Genomic DNA, 17,317 nt, shown 5'->3' with positions numbered 1-17,317 from the left:
CCAGCTTAATGATACCGCTATATTACCTTTATCATCAGCAAGGTTAGAACCTAATATAAGCGATATGTTGTCTCTGTCGCCGTCGCTAACACCTGTTTGTGATTTATTTAACTCAACTAAGGCGGTTGCAACAGTAGCAGTGTCTACTTGACCATTGAAGTTGAAAGGCACTATTTGGCTGGCGTCCATCAATATCAATGTTCTTTGTGAGCACCAACCACGCTGGTTAACCGTGGCTACGCCAGCTGAGCAGTTGTTTACGTTAGTAACATCGCCAGGGATAGTTCCGGGTAAAGTACTAATGATCTTTTCAACTTCTAGCTCTTGCAAAGGCTCAAAATCTTACGCGCTCATTGACATAATAGGACTAGCAGAAACCGCGTTTGGGCGGGCGATATGTGGACCCGACACCTGTATTTTCTCTGGGCTTTGCTCAATAGCGCCCGAGTTTTGCTGTGCAAACCCAGTTTGGTTGGCAAGCATAGCAATTGAGGCTACGCCCACCGCAATGGTTAGACGAACAGAGTTCGTCAATTTTCACTTTGTAATAATGTGTGTCTCCAATACCGAAGATTTATTAATAATTTATCATTAAAACTTTTTTGTCAGTGGTGTTTTGCAGGAGGGTTTTATTATTGCCAAAAAAATCAAACTTACACTTTTCGTCTGTGCAGTAGTCCAAAAAAAAGCCCGTAAAACGAGCTTTTTTGGTCTTGTTATAATCTTGCCTTAGTCAACATTAGGACGCATATGCGGGAACAAAATAACGTCTTTAATGGTGCTACAGTCAGCAAATAGCATAACAAGGCGATCAATACCAATGCCTTCTCCTGCCGTGGGCGGAAGGCCATACTCTAGTGCAATAATATAGTCTTCGTCAAAATGCATCGCTTCATCATCGCCTGCGTCTTTTTCTTGCACTTGTTTTTGAAAGCGCGATGCTTGGTCAGCAGAATCGTTTAACTCTGAAAATCCGTTAGCAAGCTCACGTCCACCGACAAAAAATTCAAAACGGTCAGTCACAAATGGATTACTGTCATTTCGGCGTGCTAAGGGCGACACTTCCCATGGGTATTGCGTAATAAACGTAGGCTGCACAAGTTTTTCTTCCGCTGTGGCTTCAAATATTTCACATAAATATTTACCGGCGCCCCAAATACCGTCAACCTCAGGCTCTTTAATATGCAGTTGTTTGGCCATTGATTTCATTTCTGCTAAATGATTTTCTGGATCATTGATAGCCTCAGCATTTGCTTCGGGCCAATACTTTAATATTGCATCAGCCATTGATAAACGCACAAATGGCGTTGCAAAATCATATTCTATGACTTCAATTACGTCACCACGAACGTCGCGAATATGATTTTTCAGCACTGTGGTGCCCAACACATTTTGCGCAAGCTCACGTAGCATCTCCTCGGTAAGATTCATCAGATCAATAAAGTCTGCGTAAGCTTGATAAAACTCAAGCATCGTAAATTCTGGGTTGTGGCGAGTAGACAAGCCTTCATTCCTAAAATTACGATTAATTTCAAATACTCTTTCAAAACCACCTACCACTAAACGCTTCAAGTAAAGTTCCGGTGCAATACGTAAATACATATCTATATCTAAGGCCTTATGGTGAGTCATAAAAGGCTTTGCGGTAGCGCCGCCGGGAATAACCTGCAGCATGGGCGTTTCTACTTCCATAAAACGTCGTTGTGTTAAAAAACGTCTTATGCCGCTCACAATCTCACTTCTTATTCGAAAAGTATTGCGCGTGTCAGGATTTGTAATAAGGTCAACATAACGCTGTCTATATTTAGTCTCCTGATCCGCTAGGCCGTGGAATTTTTCAGGCAAGGGACGCAGTGATTTTGTGAGCAGTTGAAAGTCAGCCATATTGACATATAAATCGCCTTTACCCGATTTGTGTAAAACGCCGCTTACACCAATAATATCACCAATGTCTAAGCTACCATATTGCTCTTTCATCAGTTTCTGGGCTGGTTTATCAGCGTATGATTGAATACGACCTGTCATATCTTGCAGCAAAAAAAACGGACCTCGTTTAGCCATAATGCGACCAGCAATCGTCATCAGATTGCCCTGTTCAACTAAAGTTTCTTTGTCGAACTCACCAAACTCAGTTTGCAAGTCTTGCGCATAGTGCTGGCGTTTAAATTGGTTTGGATAGCCGTTCGAAGGACAATTCTCACGAATTTTATCTAATTTAGCTCTGCGCTCTGCAATCAATTTGTTTTCGTCTTGCTGCTCAATAGTCATCTATTTTCCGTTACTGTTTATATAAACTTAAGGTGTATTTTATCTACAAAGAGAAGTGTGATTTATAGCCCAATGAGAAACTTGCTATTACAGCCCCGATTGAAGACTCGCAATAATAAATTTATTTAGATCACCGTCCAATACTGCTTGGGTATTATGCGATTCAATACCTGTGCGCAAATCTTTTATACGAGAGTCGTCTAGTACATAAGAGCGTATTTGACTGCCCCAACCAATGTCTGACTTCGTATCTTCCATGGCTTGTTTTTCTTCGTTTTGTTTTTGCATTTCAAGCTCATATAGCTTCGCCTTGAGCTGCTTCATGGCTTGGTCTTTATTTTTATGCTGCGAGCGATCATTTTGACACTGCACTACCGTATTGGTGGGCAAATGCGTAATACGCACAGCAGAGTCAGTTCGGTTTACGTGTTGGCCACCTGCACCCGAGGCACGATAAGTGTCGATGCGCAGGTCTGCTGGATTAATATCTATTTCAATATCGTCGTCTATTTCTGGGTAGGCGAAGGCCGATGCAAATGAGGTATGGCGCCTACTGCCTGAGTCAAAAGGTGACTTTCTGACTAAGCGATGCACACCTGTTTCGGTGCGCAACCAGCCAAAAGCATAATCACCTGTAAACTTAATAGTAGCGCTTTTAATGCCTGCTACATCGCCATCAGACAGCTCAATAAGTTCAGTTTTGAAACCTTGGCGTTCACCCCAGCGCAAATACATTCTTAAAAGCATGTCTGCCCAATCTTGCGCTTCGGTGCCGCCGCTGCCAGACTGAATGTCAATGTAGCCATTGTTTGCATCATTTGGACCAGAAAACATGCGCCGAAACTCTAGGGCTTCTAAGTCTTTTATAAGGCTGTTAAGTTCTTGCTGAGCTTCGTCAAAGGTTTCTTGATCATCGGCTTCTATGGCTAATTCTAGCAAACCCTCTATGTCTTGGCTGCCTTGATGCAAGTTTTGAATAGTGTTCACAACAAGTTCAAGCGCTACTTTTTCTTTACCTAGTAACGTTGCTCTTTGAGGGTTATTCCATACATCGGGGTTTTCTAACTCTCGAGAAACTTCTTCTAACTGTTCGACTTTACTGTCGAAGTCAAAGATACCCCCGAAGCGAATCAGCTCGCAGGCGAATATCGGCTAAGGCGTTATTAATAGGGTTTACTTCAAACATGAGATCGCTTCGCTTAGTTCTACAATGGCAAGATTGTACGCAAAATGGCGTATTTTTAACAGCGTAAATATATTTCAATCTACGCTTGGTGCTTAGTTTTGGCCAATGCAAGGTTTTACAAAGGCCAATTTGGCAGATACAGAAGATTTATGCTACCCGTTTTTAAGCGCATTAGTGTAAGTGACCGACTGTTTGCCTAATGCATGAAGCTTTTTCAAGGTAGCTTCATCAACCACTTTGCCACTTGTATCTACAAGGCCAGAAACCTTGCCAATTGCCTGTTGGGCTGGATGCACATACATGCCAATGTTGGCTAGTAGCGTTCTGAGTGCGGCTAATGCTCTTATGCCGCCTAAAGCACCAGGAGAGGCCGCCATAATTACGGCAGTTTTACCTTTAAAAGCCTGCAGTGGCTTTTCGCCGTCTTCCATGCGTGAAGCCCAGTCAATTGCATTTTTTAAGGCGGCGCTGTAGCTGCTATTATACTCAGGTGTTGCAATTAAAAAACCATCATGCTCCATCATTAGGGTTTTAAGTTTTTTAGCACCGTCTGGAATACCCGATACTGCCTCGTCTTCCTCGCTAAATAAAGGTGCTTTAAAATCGTTCAAATGTACGATCGTGACTTTACAGCCAGCAGCTCTTGCACCTTCGCTGGCGGCAACCACTATGCTATGGTTATATGAATGCTGACGAAGACTGCCACTAAAAGCCAATAGTTTACACATACAGATCCTTTAAGTTTGGGGTATTAAATGTATTAGTTAGTAAAGTTTACGCGATTGGGGTGAATTTGTTCATGCCTGCTCAACAATATAAGGCTAAATCCCAAACCGTTACGCTGCCCCACAGCGTAAAAATTAAATGCGCGCACGCATCTACATCTTTTGCATAGTACCAATACCCAACAAATCTAGCCCTAATTTAAGCGTGCTTGCGGTCAATACGCACAAACTCAGACGCGTATGCTTACTTTGCCTACTTACATCATCTTTTAAAATGGGGCAGGCTTCATAAAAGCGCATATAAAGTGATGCTAATTCATATAAGTAGGTGCACAGAATATGCGGTGTTGCTTCTATTGCGACTAACTCGAGCGCGTTTTGACACTGCAATAAGTGCAAACAAAGTGCCTTCTCAGCGTCTTGCTCAATACTCATCTCAATAGTGCTTTGTGCGTGGGCAGCAGGATCAAATTTTGCTTTTTCAAAAATACTCTGAATGCGAGTATACGCATATTGTAAATAAGGTGCGGTGTTGCCCTCAAAGCTCAGCATGGCATTCCAGTCAAACACGTAGTCGGTAGTTCTATTTTTGCTTAAATCGGCGTATTTAACCGCGCCAATTCCTAGCGTTGACTTCATTTGAGCAAGCTGTTGTGGATCAATATCAGGCTTACGCCCTAGCACTAGTTTCTCGGCCCGCTCAACGGCTTCATCGAGTAAATCAATTAGCTTTACAGTGCCGCCAGTTCTGGTTTTAAAAGGCTTGTTGTCTTTGCCTAACATCATGCCAAAAGGACAATGTTGATAGGCTTCGTCAGGCTGCATAAAATTAGCTTTTCTAGCCACCATTTCGGTTTGTTTAAAATGCAGCGCTTGTCGTGCATCGGTGAATATGAGCGTGCGATCAGCCTGTAATACTGACGAGCGATGACGAATGGCGGCTAAGTCTGTAGTGGCATAAAGATAGCCGCCACCAGATTTTTGCACAATATACACCGCAGGCTTGCCGTTTTTATCTGCAAGCTCCTGCAAAAAAACAACTTGAGCGCCTGCATCTTCTTGCGCAATGCCCTTCTCTTTTAATATGCTCACTACAGTGGCTAAGTCGTCGTTATAAGCGCTTTCGCCCATTACGTCTTGGCGCGACAGTGACACGCCAAGCGTTTTGTAAATATCTTCAGAATGGCTAATGGACACATCTATAAAGTTTTTCCAAAGCGCCAAGCATTCCTTATCACCACCTTGCAGACGCACCACATATTGGCGCGCGGTGTCGGCAAAGCCTTCCTCATTATCGAAACGCACTTTAGCTTCACGATAGAAGTCTTCTAAATCACTTAATGCGGTTTCAGCAACCTGATCCTGCGCTAGCTTGTCTTGAAGATGGGCTAGCAGCATGCCGAACTGCGTACCCCAATCCCCCATGTGGTTTTGACGGATAACATTGTGGCCTAAAAACGCTAAGCACCTAACCACTGCATCACCGATAATAGTAGAGCGTAAATGCCCCACATGCATTTCCTTTGCTAGGTTTGGCGCAGAGTAATCAACCACCACGTTTTTGGCAGGCACAATGTCAATGCCTAAGCGTTTATCGCTAAGTACTGCGCTTAGTTGCGCAGACAACCACATATTATTTATATGGATATTAATAAAACCAGGACCCGCAATTTCTAGGGTTGACGCCATGTCACTTATATCTACAGCGTCTATTATTTGCTGGGCAATATCCCTTGGGTTTTGTTTTAATTTTTTTGCTAGGCCCATCGCGCCATTAAACTGATATTCACCAAAACCTTTTTTGGTATTTTTAGCCACGGGTACAGGAGCATCAGTGAAGCCCAAGATGTTTAGGGCTGAGGTAAAACGTTCGACTAATAGTTGTTGAATATTCATGTGGTAAAAAAAGCCTATAAGGAAATATGGTTATCGGGTAGTGCTATTGTTCACGCGTGGCAGTAAATTTAATATCGGGGTAGCGCTCTTGCGCCAAAGATAAATTAACCATGGTGGGGGCAATATAGGTTAAGTTGTCACCGCCGTCGTAAGCCAGGTTTATTTCGGTTTTGCGCATGAACTCTTCTACCTTGCGAGGATCACCATATACCCAGCGAGCTGTACTAACATTGACGTGCTCATACAATGCATCCACATTATATTCAGCTTTTAGCCTAGCCACAACTACGTCAAACTGCAGCACCCCTACCGCGCCTACAATTAAATCGTTGTTCATGAGCGGGCGAAATACTTGTACCGCGCCTTCTTCAGCTAGCTGTATAAGGCCTTTTAGCAACTGCTTTTGTTTGAGTGGATCGCGCAAGCGTATACGTTTAAATAGTTCAGGCGCGAAGTTTGGAATGCCCGTAAAAGCATATTTTTCACCGCTGGTGAAAGTGTCACCTATACGCATAGACCCGTGGTTATGCAGGCCGATAATATCACCAGCGTAGGCTTCATCTAGTAGGCTTCTGTCGCCGGCTAAAAAAGTAAGCGCGTCAGAAATACGTACATCCTTACCTATGCGGCTATGGTGCATCTTCATACCTTTTTCGTATTTGCCAGACACTATTCGGCAAAAGGCAATACGATCTCGATGCTTTGGGTCCATGTTAGCCTGAATTTTAAATACAAAACCACTAAAAGATGGTTCTTTAGCTGCTACGAATATGTCGGCATCGGTCTGTCTGCCAATTGGCGCAGGCGCCCAATCAATGAGGCCGTCAAGCATATGATCAACCCCAAAGTTACCCAATGCGGTACCAAAGAATACAGGCGTAAGCTCACCTTTTAAGAAGGCTTCATGTGAAAACTCATGTGACGCGCCGCGCACTAACTCAAGCATTTCTCTTAATTCTTCAGCGTAGATACCAATAGCACTGTCAAGCTCGGGGTTATCGATGCCTTTTATTGTTTTAATAGCTTGAATGGTGTGGCCTTGGCCCGTTTTATACAAGATGGTTTCATCGCGCAGTAAATGATAAACGCCTTTAAATTCTTTACCCATGCCGATTGGCCAGGTTATTGGCGCACACTTTATTTTGAGTATGTCTTCCACTTCATCAAGTAAATCGATAGGGTCACGAGTGTCTCGATCTAATTTATTAATAAAGGTTAAAATAGGAGTATCACGCAGTCGCGTAACTTCCATAAGCTTGATTGTTCTGGCTTCAACACCTTTAGCCGCGTCAATTACCATTAAGCATGAATCTACGGCGGTCAGTGTACGATAGGTATCTTCTGAAAAGTCGGCGTGTCCAGGCGTATCAAGTAAATTAACTAAGTGGTCAAGATACGGAAATTGCATAACTGACGTAGACACAGAAATCCCTCGCTCTTTTTCCATCGCCATCCAGTCAGATTTAGCGTGCTGACCCGATTTTCTGCCTTTTATCGTGCCGGCAACTTGAATAGCATTACCAAACAAGAGCACTTTTTCGGTAATCGTAGTTTTACCCGCGTCGGGATGCGAAATGATAGCAAACGTTCTTCGCTTATTGATTTCACTAATAAAATTGCTATCGCTCATATCCATTAAACCCTTATTTACACTTAATTAATTTAACAATGATCGCGTCAGCGAAAACCGCGTCGTATTCTACCGAAATTTATGTTCTTCTGCTTCGCTAAATTCGGCATTTAACCCAACAAAACGATCGACTAAATCGCCCGCTACGGCAATATCTTTTTTAACAGCAGCGCATCATCAAAGGTGTTGTTAACCAAGCGATAATAGTTTTTGCGAGTAGTAACGAGAGCAAAACCATGCTTTTCATATAAAGCCTTTGCCGGTTTATTTTTCTGGGCAACCTCAAGTAAAATATAATCGTCGCGGCGACGATTGGCGTCACTAATCACATGCGAAAGTAAGGTGCTCGCAATACCTTGTCTTCTTAAATCTGGCAGAGCACAAATGTCTTCTATTTCGACCTCACCAAGCACCACAGTAATCAGCGCATATCCCACACATTCATTATCTATTATAGCAATTAAAGAGTTTGGCAGCATGAGTGCTTTTTCAAAGGTGGTAAATTGCCAAGGACTATCTCGATGCGCACAAAATATTGAATATGCCCGTTGATGCAAACTAATTGCATCAGCCGAATAAACAATACGAATATTATTCACCGTTTTAGTCAACGTATTGGCGAATACTTAGCCAAATTGACTTTTTAATATTGGCTTCGTTTGCATAGCTTACCAGAGGGAGATGGAGTGTTTGCGTTTTACTGTTAAACAGCGGTTGGCTGCTATCAAATAAGCAACTTTGGGGTGAAATTTTGAGTAATTTACATACATCGGCAATCCATGGCATTTGCTTGAGGTCAATGGGCACAGTGGGCTCATACAGACTTATACCCATAGCTAAAAGCTGCGCTTTTTGCTGGGCTGAAAAATGCTGGCAACTGGCGGTTAATGAAGCAGACACGTTCTTAAGTTCCTATTAGGCGCTATATATATGCCAGTTACTTGCGCCCGTTGGCATGAAAAAGTGGCAGGAGTGGAGGGACTCGAACCCCCAGCCATCGGTTTTGGAGACCGCTGTTCTACCAATTGGAACTACACTCCTATTGCCGATGGCATTATAGCGAGCATTGTGAATAAATAAAGGACTTTATTTTGAAATGTTAAGCGACGTTTCCCATAATTCGTAGGTAAAGCTCACCATAACACTGGCTTGATGCATTTTATCACATACTTCTTGTATGTCTCGACTAGCCAAATTTGCATAATAAATACACAAGCTTTTTATTTCACTTTGGTTTAAATTATTAATGGTGCAGCAGCTAGCCATATCAAAATAACGACAGCCCATACCCGCATATTCCCAATCAAAAACAGGCCCGTTTAAATAACTAATATGATCAATGTGCAAATCGTTATGGCAAAGCACGAATTCATCAATGCAGACGTCCAAATAGCGTTGCCACTGCTGTTTAACCTGCAAATATTTTTGCTGAAGCTGCGGTGATGGAGACTCAATTTTATCCCAGTACACTTCCCAGTGCTCATCTAATGCAAGCAGCGGCGCTGACACGAACGAGCTATGCACCTTGTACAATACTTCGGCCAAGGTTTCTACTTTATCACCCATGGCGTTACCCGAGTTGACCTTACGCCCATGTTTTGCGTCTTCATGCTGGCGAATGTCGACCCACTGCTCACAATAAACCTTGCCGTTTACGCTTAAAAAAACGGGTGCTGGCGCTAAGCCTAAAATAGCAAGCTCTTCTTGCATCCTAAATACTTGCCTTCGATCTACAGGCAGCAATTCGTTGCTATCAAACAGTTTTAGCATCAGCGTTTTATCGCCATCACAAACTTTAAAGTTACGATTGATGGTGCCGCTTCTAATACGATTTATCTCAAAATTAGGGCTGGTGACATCCACCACCTCATAACGCTCAAGCATTTTGAGAATGGATAAGCGATCTTTTTCTTTCTTCAAAGGTTTAGGCGACATAGTCCTTTCCCTGACGGTACACACTTTGCCAATGCATTAGACCTCTTAATGCGAGCACAAGGTAAATGAGCATAAGTACTGTCGTTAAGTATAAGCCTCTGTCGTATAAAAGCACCATGCTCACGACGTTAATAATGCTCCAATAAATCCAATTTTCTAACTTTTTAGTGACCGTTAAATAAGTAGTAATGAGCGAAAATACGGTCAGGGTAATGTCGAGTAGTACAAGCTCATAGTTAAGAAATTGAATCGCAATAAAAAAAATAACGGTGCTTGTTACGGCGCCAAACAGTAGGACACTAACATGATTGTGCCAGTTCATACGCGAAATGCTAACTTTTTTATCTCCGCTTCTGCCCCAATAAATAAATCCCCACACCGCCACTGCCATGTAGTAGACATTTAATATCATTTGAAAAAAAAGCGTAACATCCCAGTAAATATAGGCGTATAAGCATGTGCTTATAAACCCAGCAGGCCAACACCAAAGAGACTCTTGAGCGGCCAACCAAACATACACCACCGCTAACAAGACAGCGAAAACCTCGCTTATACTTTGCTGCTGCCACTGTTGCGAAACGGCTTCAAAAAATGCCAATGTCAGGATAAGTTCATATGCGTGGCATTTAGAAACTTACATACAAAAACAGCCTGCCCGACTTGTTCAAACGTGGTTTTCATTTCGGTTTGTATCACCTTCATTACATACGCAAACTCGCCGCTCACCAAGGTAGAAGTGTGGCTTGTTTGCACGTGTAAATGCTGATCGGTGTTTAATCTATCTATAAAATCTTTGATGTAGGGCACATACTCTTGATGCAGCGGATAAAGAGAAATTTCAACGCCTAACTGCAGGGTGTTCTCATTCATAATTTTTCTCATGTAAAGTTGTGTTAGTGTCAGTTCATCTTTGCTGTCAATTATGTATAGTCGCCTTTATATCTAATCGCAGTAAGATATAAAGGCGTCATAGAGGCGTCATAGCACAGTGTTAAGCCTACTCCCAATCATAGTTAAACGTTACGCCTATTTGGCGAGGTTGGCCAAACTGAAAATACGGGCCGTTAGTGCTGTAGCCGTCACGTGGATCATTAGGGAAGCTACCAAAGCCGCGCGTCACAATCGCCTTGTCGGTCACGTTTTTTACCCACAGCTTGAAAGAGTATGCGTGCTTTCCCATTGCCCGCCAGGTTAGTTCAGAGTTAATGACAGTGGTAGAAGGTGCGCGCACATCATGGTTTATACCTAATCTAAAATCATCTTTTACGTCTATATCTACAAACCAGTTTACGCTAGTTGAGAGCTGCCAGTTAGACGCCAGATAGGCAGTGTATTTAGGCGCATGCGCCTGTTGCTGAATGCCCACAAACTCGCCATTTTCTTTTGTATAACCCCCAAATGTAGCATCTAGGTAACCCACATTAGTTTGTAAATACCAGTTTCCTGCAATATCCCACGTACCTGAAAATTCAAAGCCTTTATTCGTGCCCGTGTCAGCATTGCCAATGGCGTCGGCGAATGAACTTGCGCCTGTATCGTCAATCGCAAAAAGGACAGAGTCGCTAACCTGCGCGTCGTCTCTTTGCATGTAAAAGAACGTTAAATTAAGAGTGGCCAAGCCGTCATAGGCGCGGCCTTTTACCCCTATCTCGTAGTTCATATTATATTCTGGGTCAAATGTACGGCTATCAGCGGCAAGTCGGGCATCTATATTATAACCTGCAGCTTTATAACCGCGCGAAATACTGGCAAAAACTAAGTTCTCACCTAACTGGTAGTCAAGCGCAAGCGAAGCTGCCACCAAGGTGTCACTTATGTTTGAGCTGCCGACTGCATCTGCAAAGTCAGTATTGAAACGCTCGACCCGCCCTGCACTGGTAATGTTTGTTTTGTCGTTAAGCACATGCACGTACTGACCAAAGACTGATTGATTAGAGCGCTCATAAGTACTCAAGTAATCACTTTCAAAAAAAGTATTCTGGCGTAATAAATCTTCATCGCTATCGGTAATATTAGCGCCAAGTAAGTAGCTGTTTTGCCCTCTTGCAATTGTACTTGCAAGCTTTATATCAAGTCCGGTTCTTTTTATATCACGCTGATAAAAATCAAATGACGAATAGCCATCAGGGTGTATTCCGACAAATGTCCAATCTTCATCAAAACCGTATTCGGTTTGCGCATCTAACAAATAAGCACTAACCTGTAGTTTGTGTTGGTCAAATCGGTAGTTATATTTTAAGCTGCCTGCGCTAGCATCCACCCTGTCAAAACCAGGTTTGTCTGCAAGCGTTGAGGCATTGTCAAGCGAAAAAATGTCATAGCCGTTGTCTATATCAAAAGTGAACGCGCTTATATCTAAGCTGCTAACGGCATTGAGGGCAACGCTGGTAATAATAGACGCGGTGGTTTCGTCAATGCGATTGGTGTCGTCTGTGTTTAAAAAAGCGTTTTTGATAAAACCATCGCTTTTAGTCTGTTGTATAGAGACTCTTGTAGATATATTGTTTGATAAGGCATTTGAGTAAGTGCCGGCGAGCCGAGACTCGTTAAATTGCCCGTAACTGATATTAACATTGGCAAATAAATCATCGCTTGGCGCGTTGCTCACTAGCTTCACTATACCACCAATGCTATTTGCGCCGCTGGCAACTGACTGTGGTCCAGACAACACTTCTATCTGCCTTATATCATTAACGGTCGCTAAGCCGCCAATGCCGGAAATATCGATGTCGTTTAGAAACAAACCAATCGACGGGTTAATCGGCTCAGCGAACTGCGAACGTTCGCCTATGCCTCTAATTTGCAAAAACTTGCCACGTGAAGCGCCACTCGAAAAATTCAAGTTGGGCACCATGCCAATAATATCTTGAATGTGCCTCGCTTGGCGTGAGTTAATAGCGGCCTCACCTATAACAAAGGCGCTGGCGGGTAGTTCAGATAAATCTCGCTGCGATAAATCAGCCGTAACCACAATTCGTTCAACTGACGTTAAATCATCACGGCCTGCTTGTGAACTATCGTTACCCTCGATTACTTGCATAGCATGAAGGCTAGACGCATATAAAAGGCTGCAAGAAATAGCAATTGGCGTGAGTAATAATGAAACTTTTTTTGATGTCTTATACATGTATGGATCTCTTCAAGAATACGAAAAGATCCGGCAACCGTGGCATTGAGAAGGTAAGTAATTGACCATTCCTACGCCGGTACTAACCGGATCAGGTAACTAAGGGTTCTCTTAATGAATCTCAGCGAATTAACGCACCCCTTGGTTCAACATAAGTATGAGGTAAACATAAACCTAAGTTTATTAGTTAAAAATCATACTCGCGCAGAGAATAGCAAGAATCAGGCAATAATCAATGCCTGTTTACGCATTGTTACTAAAATTTTAGCGATTTATTGCCAAGTGAGTTAATCTCAACAAATATAGTATGAACTCAACTTTCTGGATTATCGTGACTATGTTAAAAAATGATGCCGAATAAAGAAGCATTCACAAAATGGCTTAGCGTAAAAAAGACGGGCTTTCACCATAGGCAGTTCTTACTTTTATCATTGCCTTTAGATGAAGCAATGTTTTTCCTAGAGGCTGTAGTGGCAGATTATAAAGACAGCTCTGTTGTTTCAAATAACTTATGCATAAGCCATGTGAAACACATCCCTTTAACTCGCTACCAAGACTATTTGGGACAGCAAACCAACTCTCTTATTTTTGATGCCAGAAATGGGTTTCACTTAAATGCGCTGTATGCAAGCGCTGGCATGGTTCAGGCAGGCGGAATTATTGTGGTGCTGCTGGCATCTGAAAGCTCATATAAGCCAAATTTAGGCCCACTAAAGTTTAGCTATGGGTATACACCTAAAACATCATATTTCACTGACGTTTTTATACGACACGTTAAAAAAAACAATGGAGCTTACGTAGATCCCACGCACTCGTTTTTCCCAAGTAGTGCCATATCATCTCCTTTGAAGCAAGCAATTGAACACGAAACACAAACAAATCAGCAAGACTGGCAACTATCAAAAGACCAGACTGATATCGAAACCAAAATAACGCAAAGGATCAATGCTAAAGCATCCACGGGGTCAGTTTCAATTATTCTTGGCCCACGCGGAAGGGGCAAGTCTTCGTTGATAGGTCATATTGCAAGTAGATTATCCGCTAAGGTAAATAACCAGAATACCCCTGTCGTGGTCAGTGCATTAAAGAAACGTCAATTACAGCGTTTTTACGACGTGAACACAGCGAGCCAAGCTCCCTACGAAGCGAACCGTAATGCACCTTTAGAAAAACATGCTATTCAAAAAAATGAAATTAAATTCTACGCGATGGATGAGATCACCGCACTTGCCCCGCCCCATTCCATAGTGATTATTGATGAATTAGCGTCGATCGCGCCGGCGCTGCTTAAGCGTACTATTTCTCATTTTTCACACTGCATACTTACTGGCACTACAGACGGTTATGAGGGTAGCGGCAATGGCTTTATACATAGAGTATTGCCTTACTTAGTCTCCCATAAAAATACGCACGTATACACCTTAAGCAAACCGTTTAGGTGGCTAAAAGGAGACACCGTAGAAACGTGTTTACACTCACTGCTTGGTTATATGCCAAATATGGGATCATCGACAAGAACCGCACACACAACTGATAAATCCTTACAGAGCAAGATAAATAAAGATGTTTTACATGATGTACAATTTGGAATCATAGACAAAACAATATTGGTCAAAAGCAATAAGCTTTATGCTCAAATATTTACATTGCTTAGCGACGCCCATTATCAAACCACCCCTAACGATATTGTAAGAACCTTAGATGCTAATGACTGCATAATAGCAATCGCCTATAAAAACAGCTCCCATATCAATAAGGCCAATCGTCAAGTGCTAGGCGTAGCCATTTTGTTTGAAGAGGGAGGGGAACTCCTTTCATCACTAAAGCATGACATAAGTCTTGGTAAAAGAAGGGTGCAAGGACATTTGAGTCCTCAGGCACTGTCACTCTACTTATTAGATTCTGATTTGTGTGAACTGAAGTATTTACGCATCAACAGAATTGCAGTCAAGCACGCGCATAAACGACTTAACATAGGCACTAATCTGCTGCAGTTTTGTGAACAATACGCGCATTCTACAAACGTTGACTGTGTTAGTGTATCTTATGGTTTTACTTCTTCTCTATATTCGTTTTGGCTAAAAAATGACTTTACAATGGCTAAGCTTGGACATCGTATTGATACTGCTAGTGGAACCTGCAGCCTATTAATGCTTAAACCATTGCGTGATATCCCTAAATTGAGCAAAAGTTTACTGCAGTTTCGCTTACAAATAGAACGACAGTACTTACGCGAAACGCATAAACGCTTACACACTTTATATCAAAGCATATATCAAACCTTTAAAGCGGATTTTATGTTTACCGATACAGTGCATAAGCAATTTGTCAATAAAGCGCTTAAACGCTACTTAGCAAAAGATATAAATTTAGAAAAAATAGCGCCTATCTTGCTATGGTTGTTAACACACGACGATGCTCACATCTTACCGATATCGGCACGGTCCATCCAAGAACTGATACTAAGATATCATGAAAAAGGTATTCATAAGCCGGAAAAGTGTGAAATAGAACATGTCGTATTTAGTGCTGTTAGCGATATTTTTAGGGTATATACGGAACAGGATCACCTCTTTGACTACTTATGAATCTATATTTCAAGGCAAAAAAAAACCCGCTAATGTAAGCGGGATTTCGATTATCTACATTCGTCTATATTTTAACGCCACGATTTTCAGCTTTTTGCTTGATATAAGGTATCCAAGCTAAAGCATTCCTGCGTAAGCTGGGATCTTTCTGAGCCTCGGTAGCATGCTCATAGGCTTTCCGAAAATTACCCATATAGAAATTAGCTTCCATCAACGAGAAATGCACCTTGCCCTCTTCGTCTATGCCCGACTCTATAGATTTAGTAAGCGCCGTTATAGCCCCTCTATAATCTTCCGCCGTTAACAATAAAACACCTTGCTTGCGGTAATGGTCAGGATCAGCGCTTTTTGCTGCGGCCTGTCCATAATACTTAGCCGCTTCGCTGTACTCACGTGCTAACTGAAGCGTATTTGCCAAACTGGCAATGTCACTAGCTTCCGATTCAAGCATACCCGACGCCATGTATTTCTTTTGCAACTGAGCAGACTTATAAGGCACATCACTTGAGGCATATAGCTGGGCTAAAGCCTTAAACTCTGACCGTTTTGTTAAATATCCTTGTTTATGTGCTAATGAGAACGTAGAAAGTGCTTTGGTATAGTCCTCTACCAACATGTAGAAAAAGCCTAGCTGTGACCACCAGTTTTTCTCTCCTGGGAACAAGGAAACAAGTATTTCAGCAACCTCAACGGCGCCATCATATTGTTTTTTCTCGTGAAAAGCATTTATCTTTAATGCGAAAGGGTTCTTGTTTGGTTGAACATAATTCGCAATAGCAAGATCGGCGGTAAGTAGCACATTATCAAAGTCTTTCATTTCAGTATAAGCTTTCGCCATACGCGTATAAATGTCCGGATCTTCTTTACAGGTAAACGACATCCATTTCTTATAATACTTGATGGAGTTTTCATACTTTTCTTCTTGAATAGACAAGTCAGCCACCAACTTTAAAATATCGGCTTGGTCTTTATCATTCAAAACGCCTAAATCAGCAGCCCGTGTAAGCAGTGATAGAGCCTCTAACTGTTTACCGTCTTCTGACACCAACAATTGTCCAAGAAATCTATTAACAGTTGCGGTATCAAAATCTTCTTTTGAATCAATATCCCGCAGCATGCTGATTGCTTCTTTAACCCTTTCTCTTTCGTCAAGCTCTTCGTTTAGATAGACTTCATATGCTCGCTGAAGCTTCTTACCAGAACGCTCGCCTAACAGCTGTGTTTTGGCCGGTTCATAACCCGGACAAACAATAGCAGCTGACTGTTGCGCAATCGCAAGTGTCGAATATGAACCAAACAAAGCGACACCAGCTGTCATCAAGACTTTATTTAATTTTTTCATATTAATCATCTCCGCCTAAACTAAATTCTAGTCGAACTCTCAAACCAGGCTGTCTTTGTGCAATACCGTCGACAACTTTTGGTCTGTACTTCCACTTACGCAGTGCTCTTTTTGCTTCACGGTCAAAAATTCGTTTTGGATCTGCTTCAAGCACCTCTACATCCTCAACCCCGCCCACCTCGTTGATGGTGAACGATAGGTCAACCCATCCTTCTTTTCCATCACGTGCCGCTTCGGGCGGATATTTTGGATCTATACGCACTATTGGCGTTGCATCACCGTCACGCATCATCGCGCCAATGCCGCCTATATTTACGCCAACACTGCCCGTATCGATACCCGGTATATTTATACTAAAGGCATTTGCATCAGGCTCCGCTGCATCAGGCTCTACCATTTCAACTTTAGGCGGCTCCTTAGGCGGAGGTGGTGGTGGTGGTGGCCTGCGCACGCGTGTGTTTAAGTTTTCGTCTGGGTCGGCCATAATAATATCAATAATGGGTGGCGGATCTACTGGCTTACCCGCCACGCCATCGTTTTCAATTAATTTTGCCATCAGCACAAACAGTGAGAAAGCCACCACGCCACCAAGGAATATTGATGCAATAAATCTAATCATT

Annotated in this window: 15 protein-coding genes, 1 tRNA gene, 1 pseudogene and 1 riboswitch; of the genes and pseudogenes, 1 reads left to right on the top strand and 16 read right to left on the bottom strand. The window is 42.5% G+C overall.

The features are described from left to right. The 14 genes and pseudogenes from GPUN_RS14185 to GPUN_RS06865 all read right to left on the bottom strand — a co-directional run. Window positions 1–330 (bottom strand): annotated as a pseudogene (locus GPUN_RS14185) (TonB-dependent receptor domain-containing protein); the annotation flags it as partial. Window positions 331–342: 12 nt separating this feature from the next. Then, on the bottom strand, window positions 343–534 hold the full coding sequence (locus GPUN_RS06925) for a hypothetical protein (RefSeq protein ID WP_006004862.1): 192 nt from the start codon (window positions 532–534) through the stop codon (window positions 343–345). Window positions 535–729: 195 nt separating this feature from the next. Then, on the bottom strand, window positions 730–2,268 hold the full coding sequence (gene lysS / locus GPUN_RS06920; protein WP_006004860.1) for a lysine--tRNA ligase: 1,539 nt from the start codon (window positions 2,266–2,268) through the stop codon (window positions 730–732). 87 nt (window positions 2,269–2,355) lie between these two features. Further along, window positions 2,356–3,454 (bottom strand): peptide chain release factor 2 gene (prfB, locus tag GPUN_RS06915; protein WP_162470417.1). Its coding sequence is split into 2 segments (ribosomal slippage): window positions 2,356–3,378 and window positions 3,380–3,454, totalling 1,098 coding nucleotides; the frame shifts between segments, so codons are not numbered across the junction. A gap of 152 nt (window positions 3,455–3,606) precedes the next feature. Next, on the bottom strand, window positions 3,607–4,182 hold the full coding sequence (locus GPUN_RS06910; RefSeq protein ID WP_006004857.1) for an NADPH-dependent FMN reductase: 576 nt from the start codon (window positions 4,180–4,182) through the stop codon (window positions 3,607–3,609). A 150-nt stretch (window positions 4,183–4,332) separates the two neighbouring features. Beyond that, window positions 4,333–6,075 (bottom strand): arginine--tRNA ligase, encoded by a 1,743-nt coding sequence (gene argS, locus GPUN_RS06905; protein ID WP_006004853.1) that lies wholly within the window; start codon window positions 6,073–6,075, stop codon window positions 4,333–4,335. A gap of 43 nt (window positions 6,076–6,118) precedes the next feature. Beyond that, window positions 6,119–7,711, bottom strand: coding sequence for a peptide chain release factor 3 (prfC, locus tag GPUN_RS06900; protein ID WP_006004851.1), 1,593 nt, complete (start codon window positions 7,709–7,711; stop codon window positions 6,119–6,121). 137 nt (window positions 7,712–7,848) lie between these two features. Beyond that, window positions 7,849–8,304, bottom strand: a complete 456-nt coding sequence (gene rimI / locus GPUN_RS13685) for a ribosomal protein S18-alanine N-acetyltransferase (protein ID WP_158309261.1) — start codon at window positions 8,302–8,304, stop codon at window positions 7,849–7,851. Between the two features lie 4 nt (window positions 8,305–8,308). Then, complete coding sequence (locus GPUN_RS06890; RefSeq protein ID WP_006004847.1) at window positions 8,309–8,605, bottom strand: hypothetical protein; 297 nt, start codon at window positions 8,603–8,605, stop codon at window positions 8,309–8,311. 64 nt (window positions 8,606–8,669) lie between these two features. Then, window positions 8,670–8,746: transfer RNA gene (locus GPUN_RS06885), tRNA-Trp, on the bottom strand. A gap of 45 nt (window positions 8,747–8,791) precedes the next feature. Then, complete coding sequence (locus GPUN_RS06880) at window positions 8,792–9,640, bottom strand: phosphotransferase (protein ID WP_006004845.1); 849 nt, start codon at window positions 9,638–9,640, stop codon at window positions 8,792–8,794. Continuing rightward, window positions 9,630–10,238, bottom strand: coding sequence for a nicotinamide riboside transporter PnuC (pnuC, locus tag GPUN_RS06875; protein ID WP_006004843.1), 609 nt, complete (start codon window positions 10,236–10,238; stop codon window positions 9,630–9,632). The genes GPUN_RS06880 and pnuC overlap by 11 nt, the downstream gene beginning before the upstream one ends. Before the next feature lie 2 nt (window positions 10,239–10,240). Beyond that, complete coding sequence (locus GPUN_RS06870; RefSeq protein ID WP_040520562.1) at window positions 10,241–10,495, bottom strand: YkoF family thiamine/hydroxymethylpyrimidine-binding protein; 255 nt, start codon at window positions 10,493–10,495, stop codon at window positions 10,241–10,243. A gap of 142 nt (window positions 10,496–10,637) precedes the next feature. Continuing rightward, window positions 10,638–12,767, bottom strand: a complete 2,130-nt coding sequence (locus tag GPUN_RS06865; protein ID WP_006004838.1) for a TonB-dependent receptor — start codon at window positions 12,765–12,767, stop codon at window positions 10,638–10,640. A 51-nt stretch (window positions 12,768–12,818) separates the two neighbouring features. After that, window positions 12,819–12,919: riboswitch (TPP riboswitch) on the bottom strand. A 195-nt stretch (window positions 12,920–13,114) separates the two neighbouring features. Between GPUN_RS06865 and GPUN_RS06860 the strand changes: the two genes are divergently transcribed. Beyond that, window positions 13,115–15,355: a tRNA(Met) cytidine acetyltransferase TmcA domain-containing protein gene (locus GPUN_RS06860; protein WP_006004836.1), complete on the top strand. Its 2,241-nt coding sequence runs from the start codon at window positions 13,115–13,117 to the stop codon at window positions 15,353–15,355. A gap of 64 nt (window positions 15,356–15,419) precedes the next feature. Here GPUN_RS06860 and GPUN_RS06855 read toward each other — a convergent pair whose 3' ends face one another. Further along, a complete protein-coding gene (locus tag GPUN_RS06855) occupies window positions 15,420–16,706 on the bottom strand; it encodes a tetratricopeptide repeat protein (RefSeq protein ID WP_006004835.1) in 1,287 nt (428 codons plus the stop codon). Next, window positions 16,699–17,316, bottom strand: coding sequence for an energy transducer TonB (locus tag GPUN_RS06850; RefSeq protein ID WP_006004834.1), 618 nt, complete (start codon window positions 17,314–17,316; stop codon window positions 16,699–16,701). Before GPUN_RS06850 ends, GPUN_RS06855 begins: the two co-directional genes overlap by 8 nt. Between the last annotated feature and the right edge of the window lies 1 nt (window position 17,317).

The organism is Glaciecola punicea ACAM 611, assembly GCF_000252165.1.
Classification (GTDB): Bacteria; Pseudomonadota; Gammaproteobacteria; order Enterobacterales; family Alteromonadaceae; genus Glaciecola; species Glaciecola punicea.
This window is presented reverse-complemented; position numbering and strand designations above follow the sequence as displayed.

Bases quoted from the DNA above. Each gene is read 5' to 3' on its own strand.
- GPUN_RS06855 (WP_006004835.1), bottom strand. From the start codon at position 16,706: ATGATTAATATGAAAAAATTAAATAAAGTCTTGATGACAGCTGGTGTC.
- prfC (WP_006004851.1), bottom strand. From the start codon at position 7,711: ATGGATATGAGCGATAGCAATTTTATTAGTGAAATCAATAAGCGAAGA.
- GPUN_RS06880 (WP_006004845.1), bottom strand. From the start codon at position 9,640: ATGTCGCCTAAACCTTTGAAGAAAGAAAAAGATCGCTTATCCATTCTC.
- GPUN_RS06860 (WP_006004836.1), top strand. From the start codon at position 13,115: ATGATGCCGAATAAAGAAGCATTCACAAAATGGCTTAGCGTAAAAAAG.
- GPUN_RS06865 (WP_006004838.1), bottom strand. From the start codon at position 12,767: ATGTATAAGACATCAAAAAAAGTTTCATTATTACTCACGCCAATTGCT.
- GPUN_RS06850 (WP_006004834.1), bottom strand. From the start codon at position 17,316: ATGATTAGATTTATTGCATCAATATTCCTTGGTGGCGTGGTGGCTTTC.
- argS (WP_006004853.1), bottom strand. From the start codon at position 6,075: ATGAATATTCAACAACTATTAGTCGAACGTTTTACCTCAGCCCTAAAC.
- GPUN_RS06910 (WP_006004857.1), bottom strand. From the start codon at position 4,182: ATGTGTAAACTATTGGCTTTTAGTGGCAGTCTTCGTCAGCATTCATAT.
- lysS (WP_006004860.1), bottom strand. From the start codon at position 2,268: ATGACTATTGAGCAGCAAGACGAAAACAAATTGATTGCAGAGCGCAGA.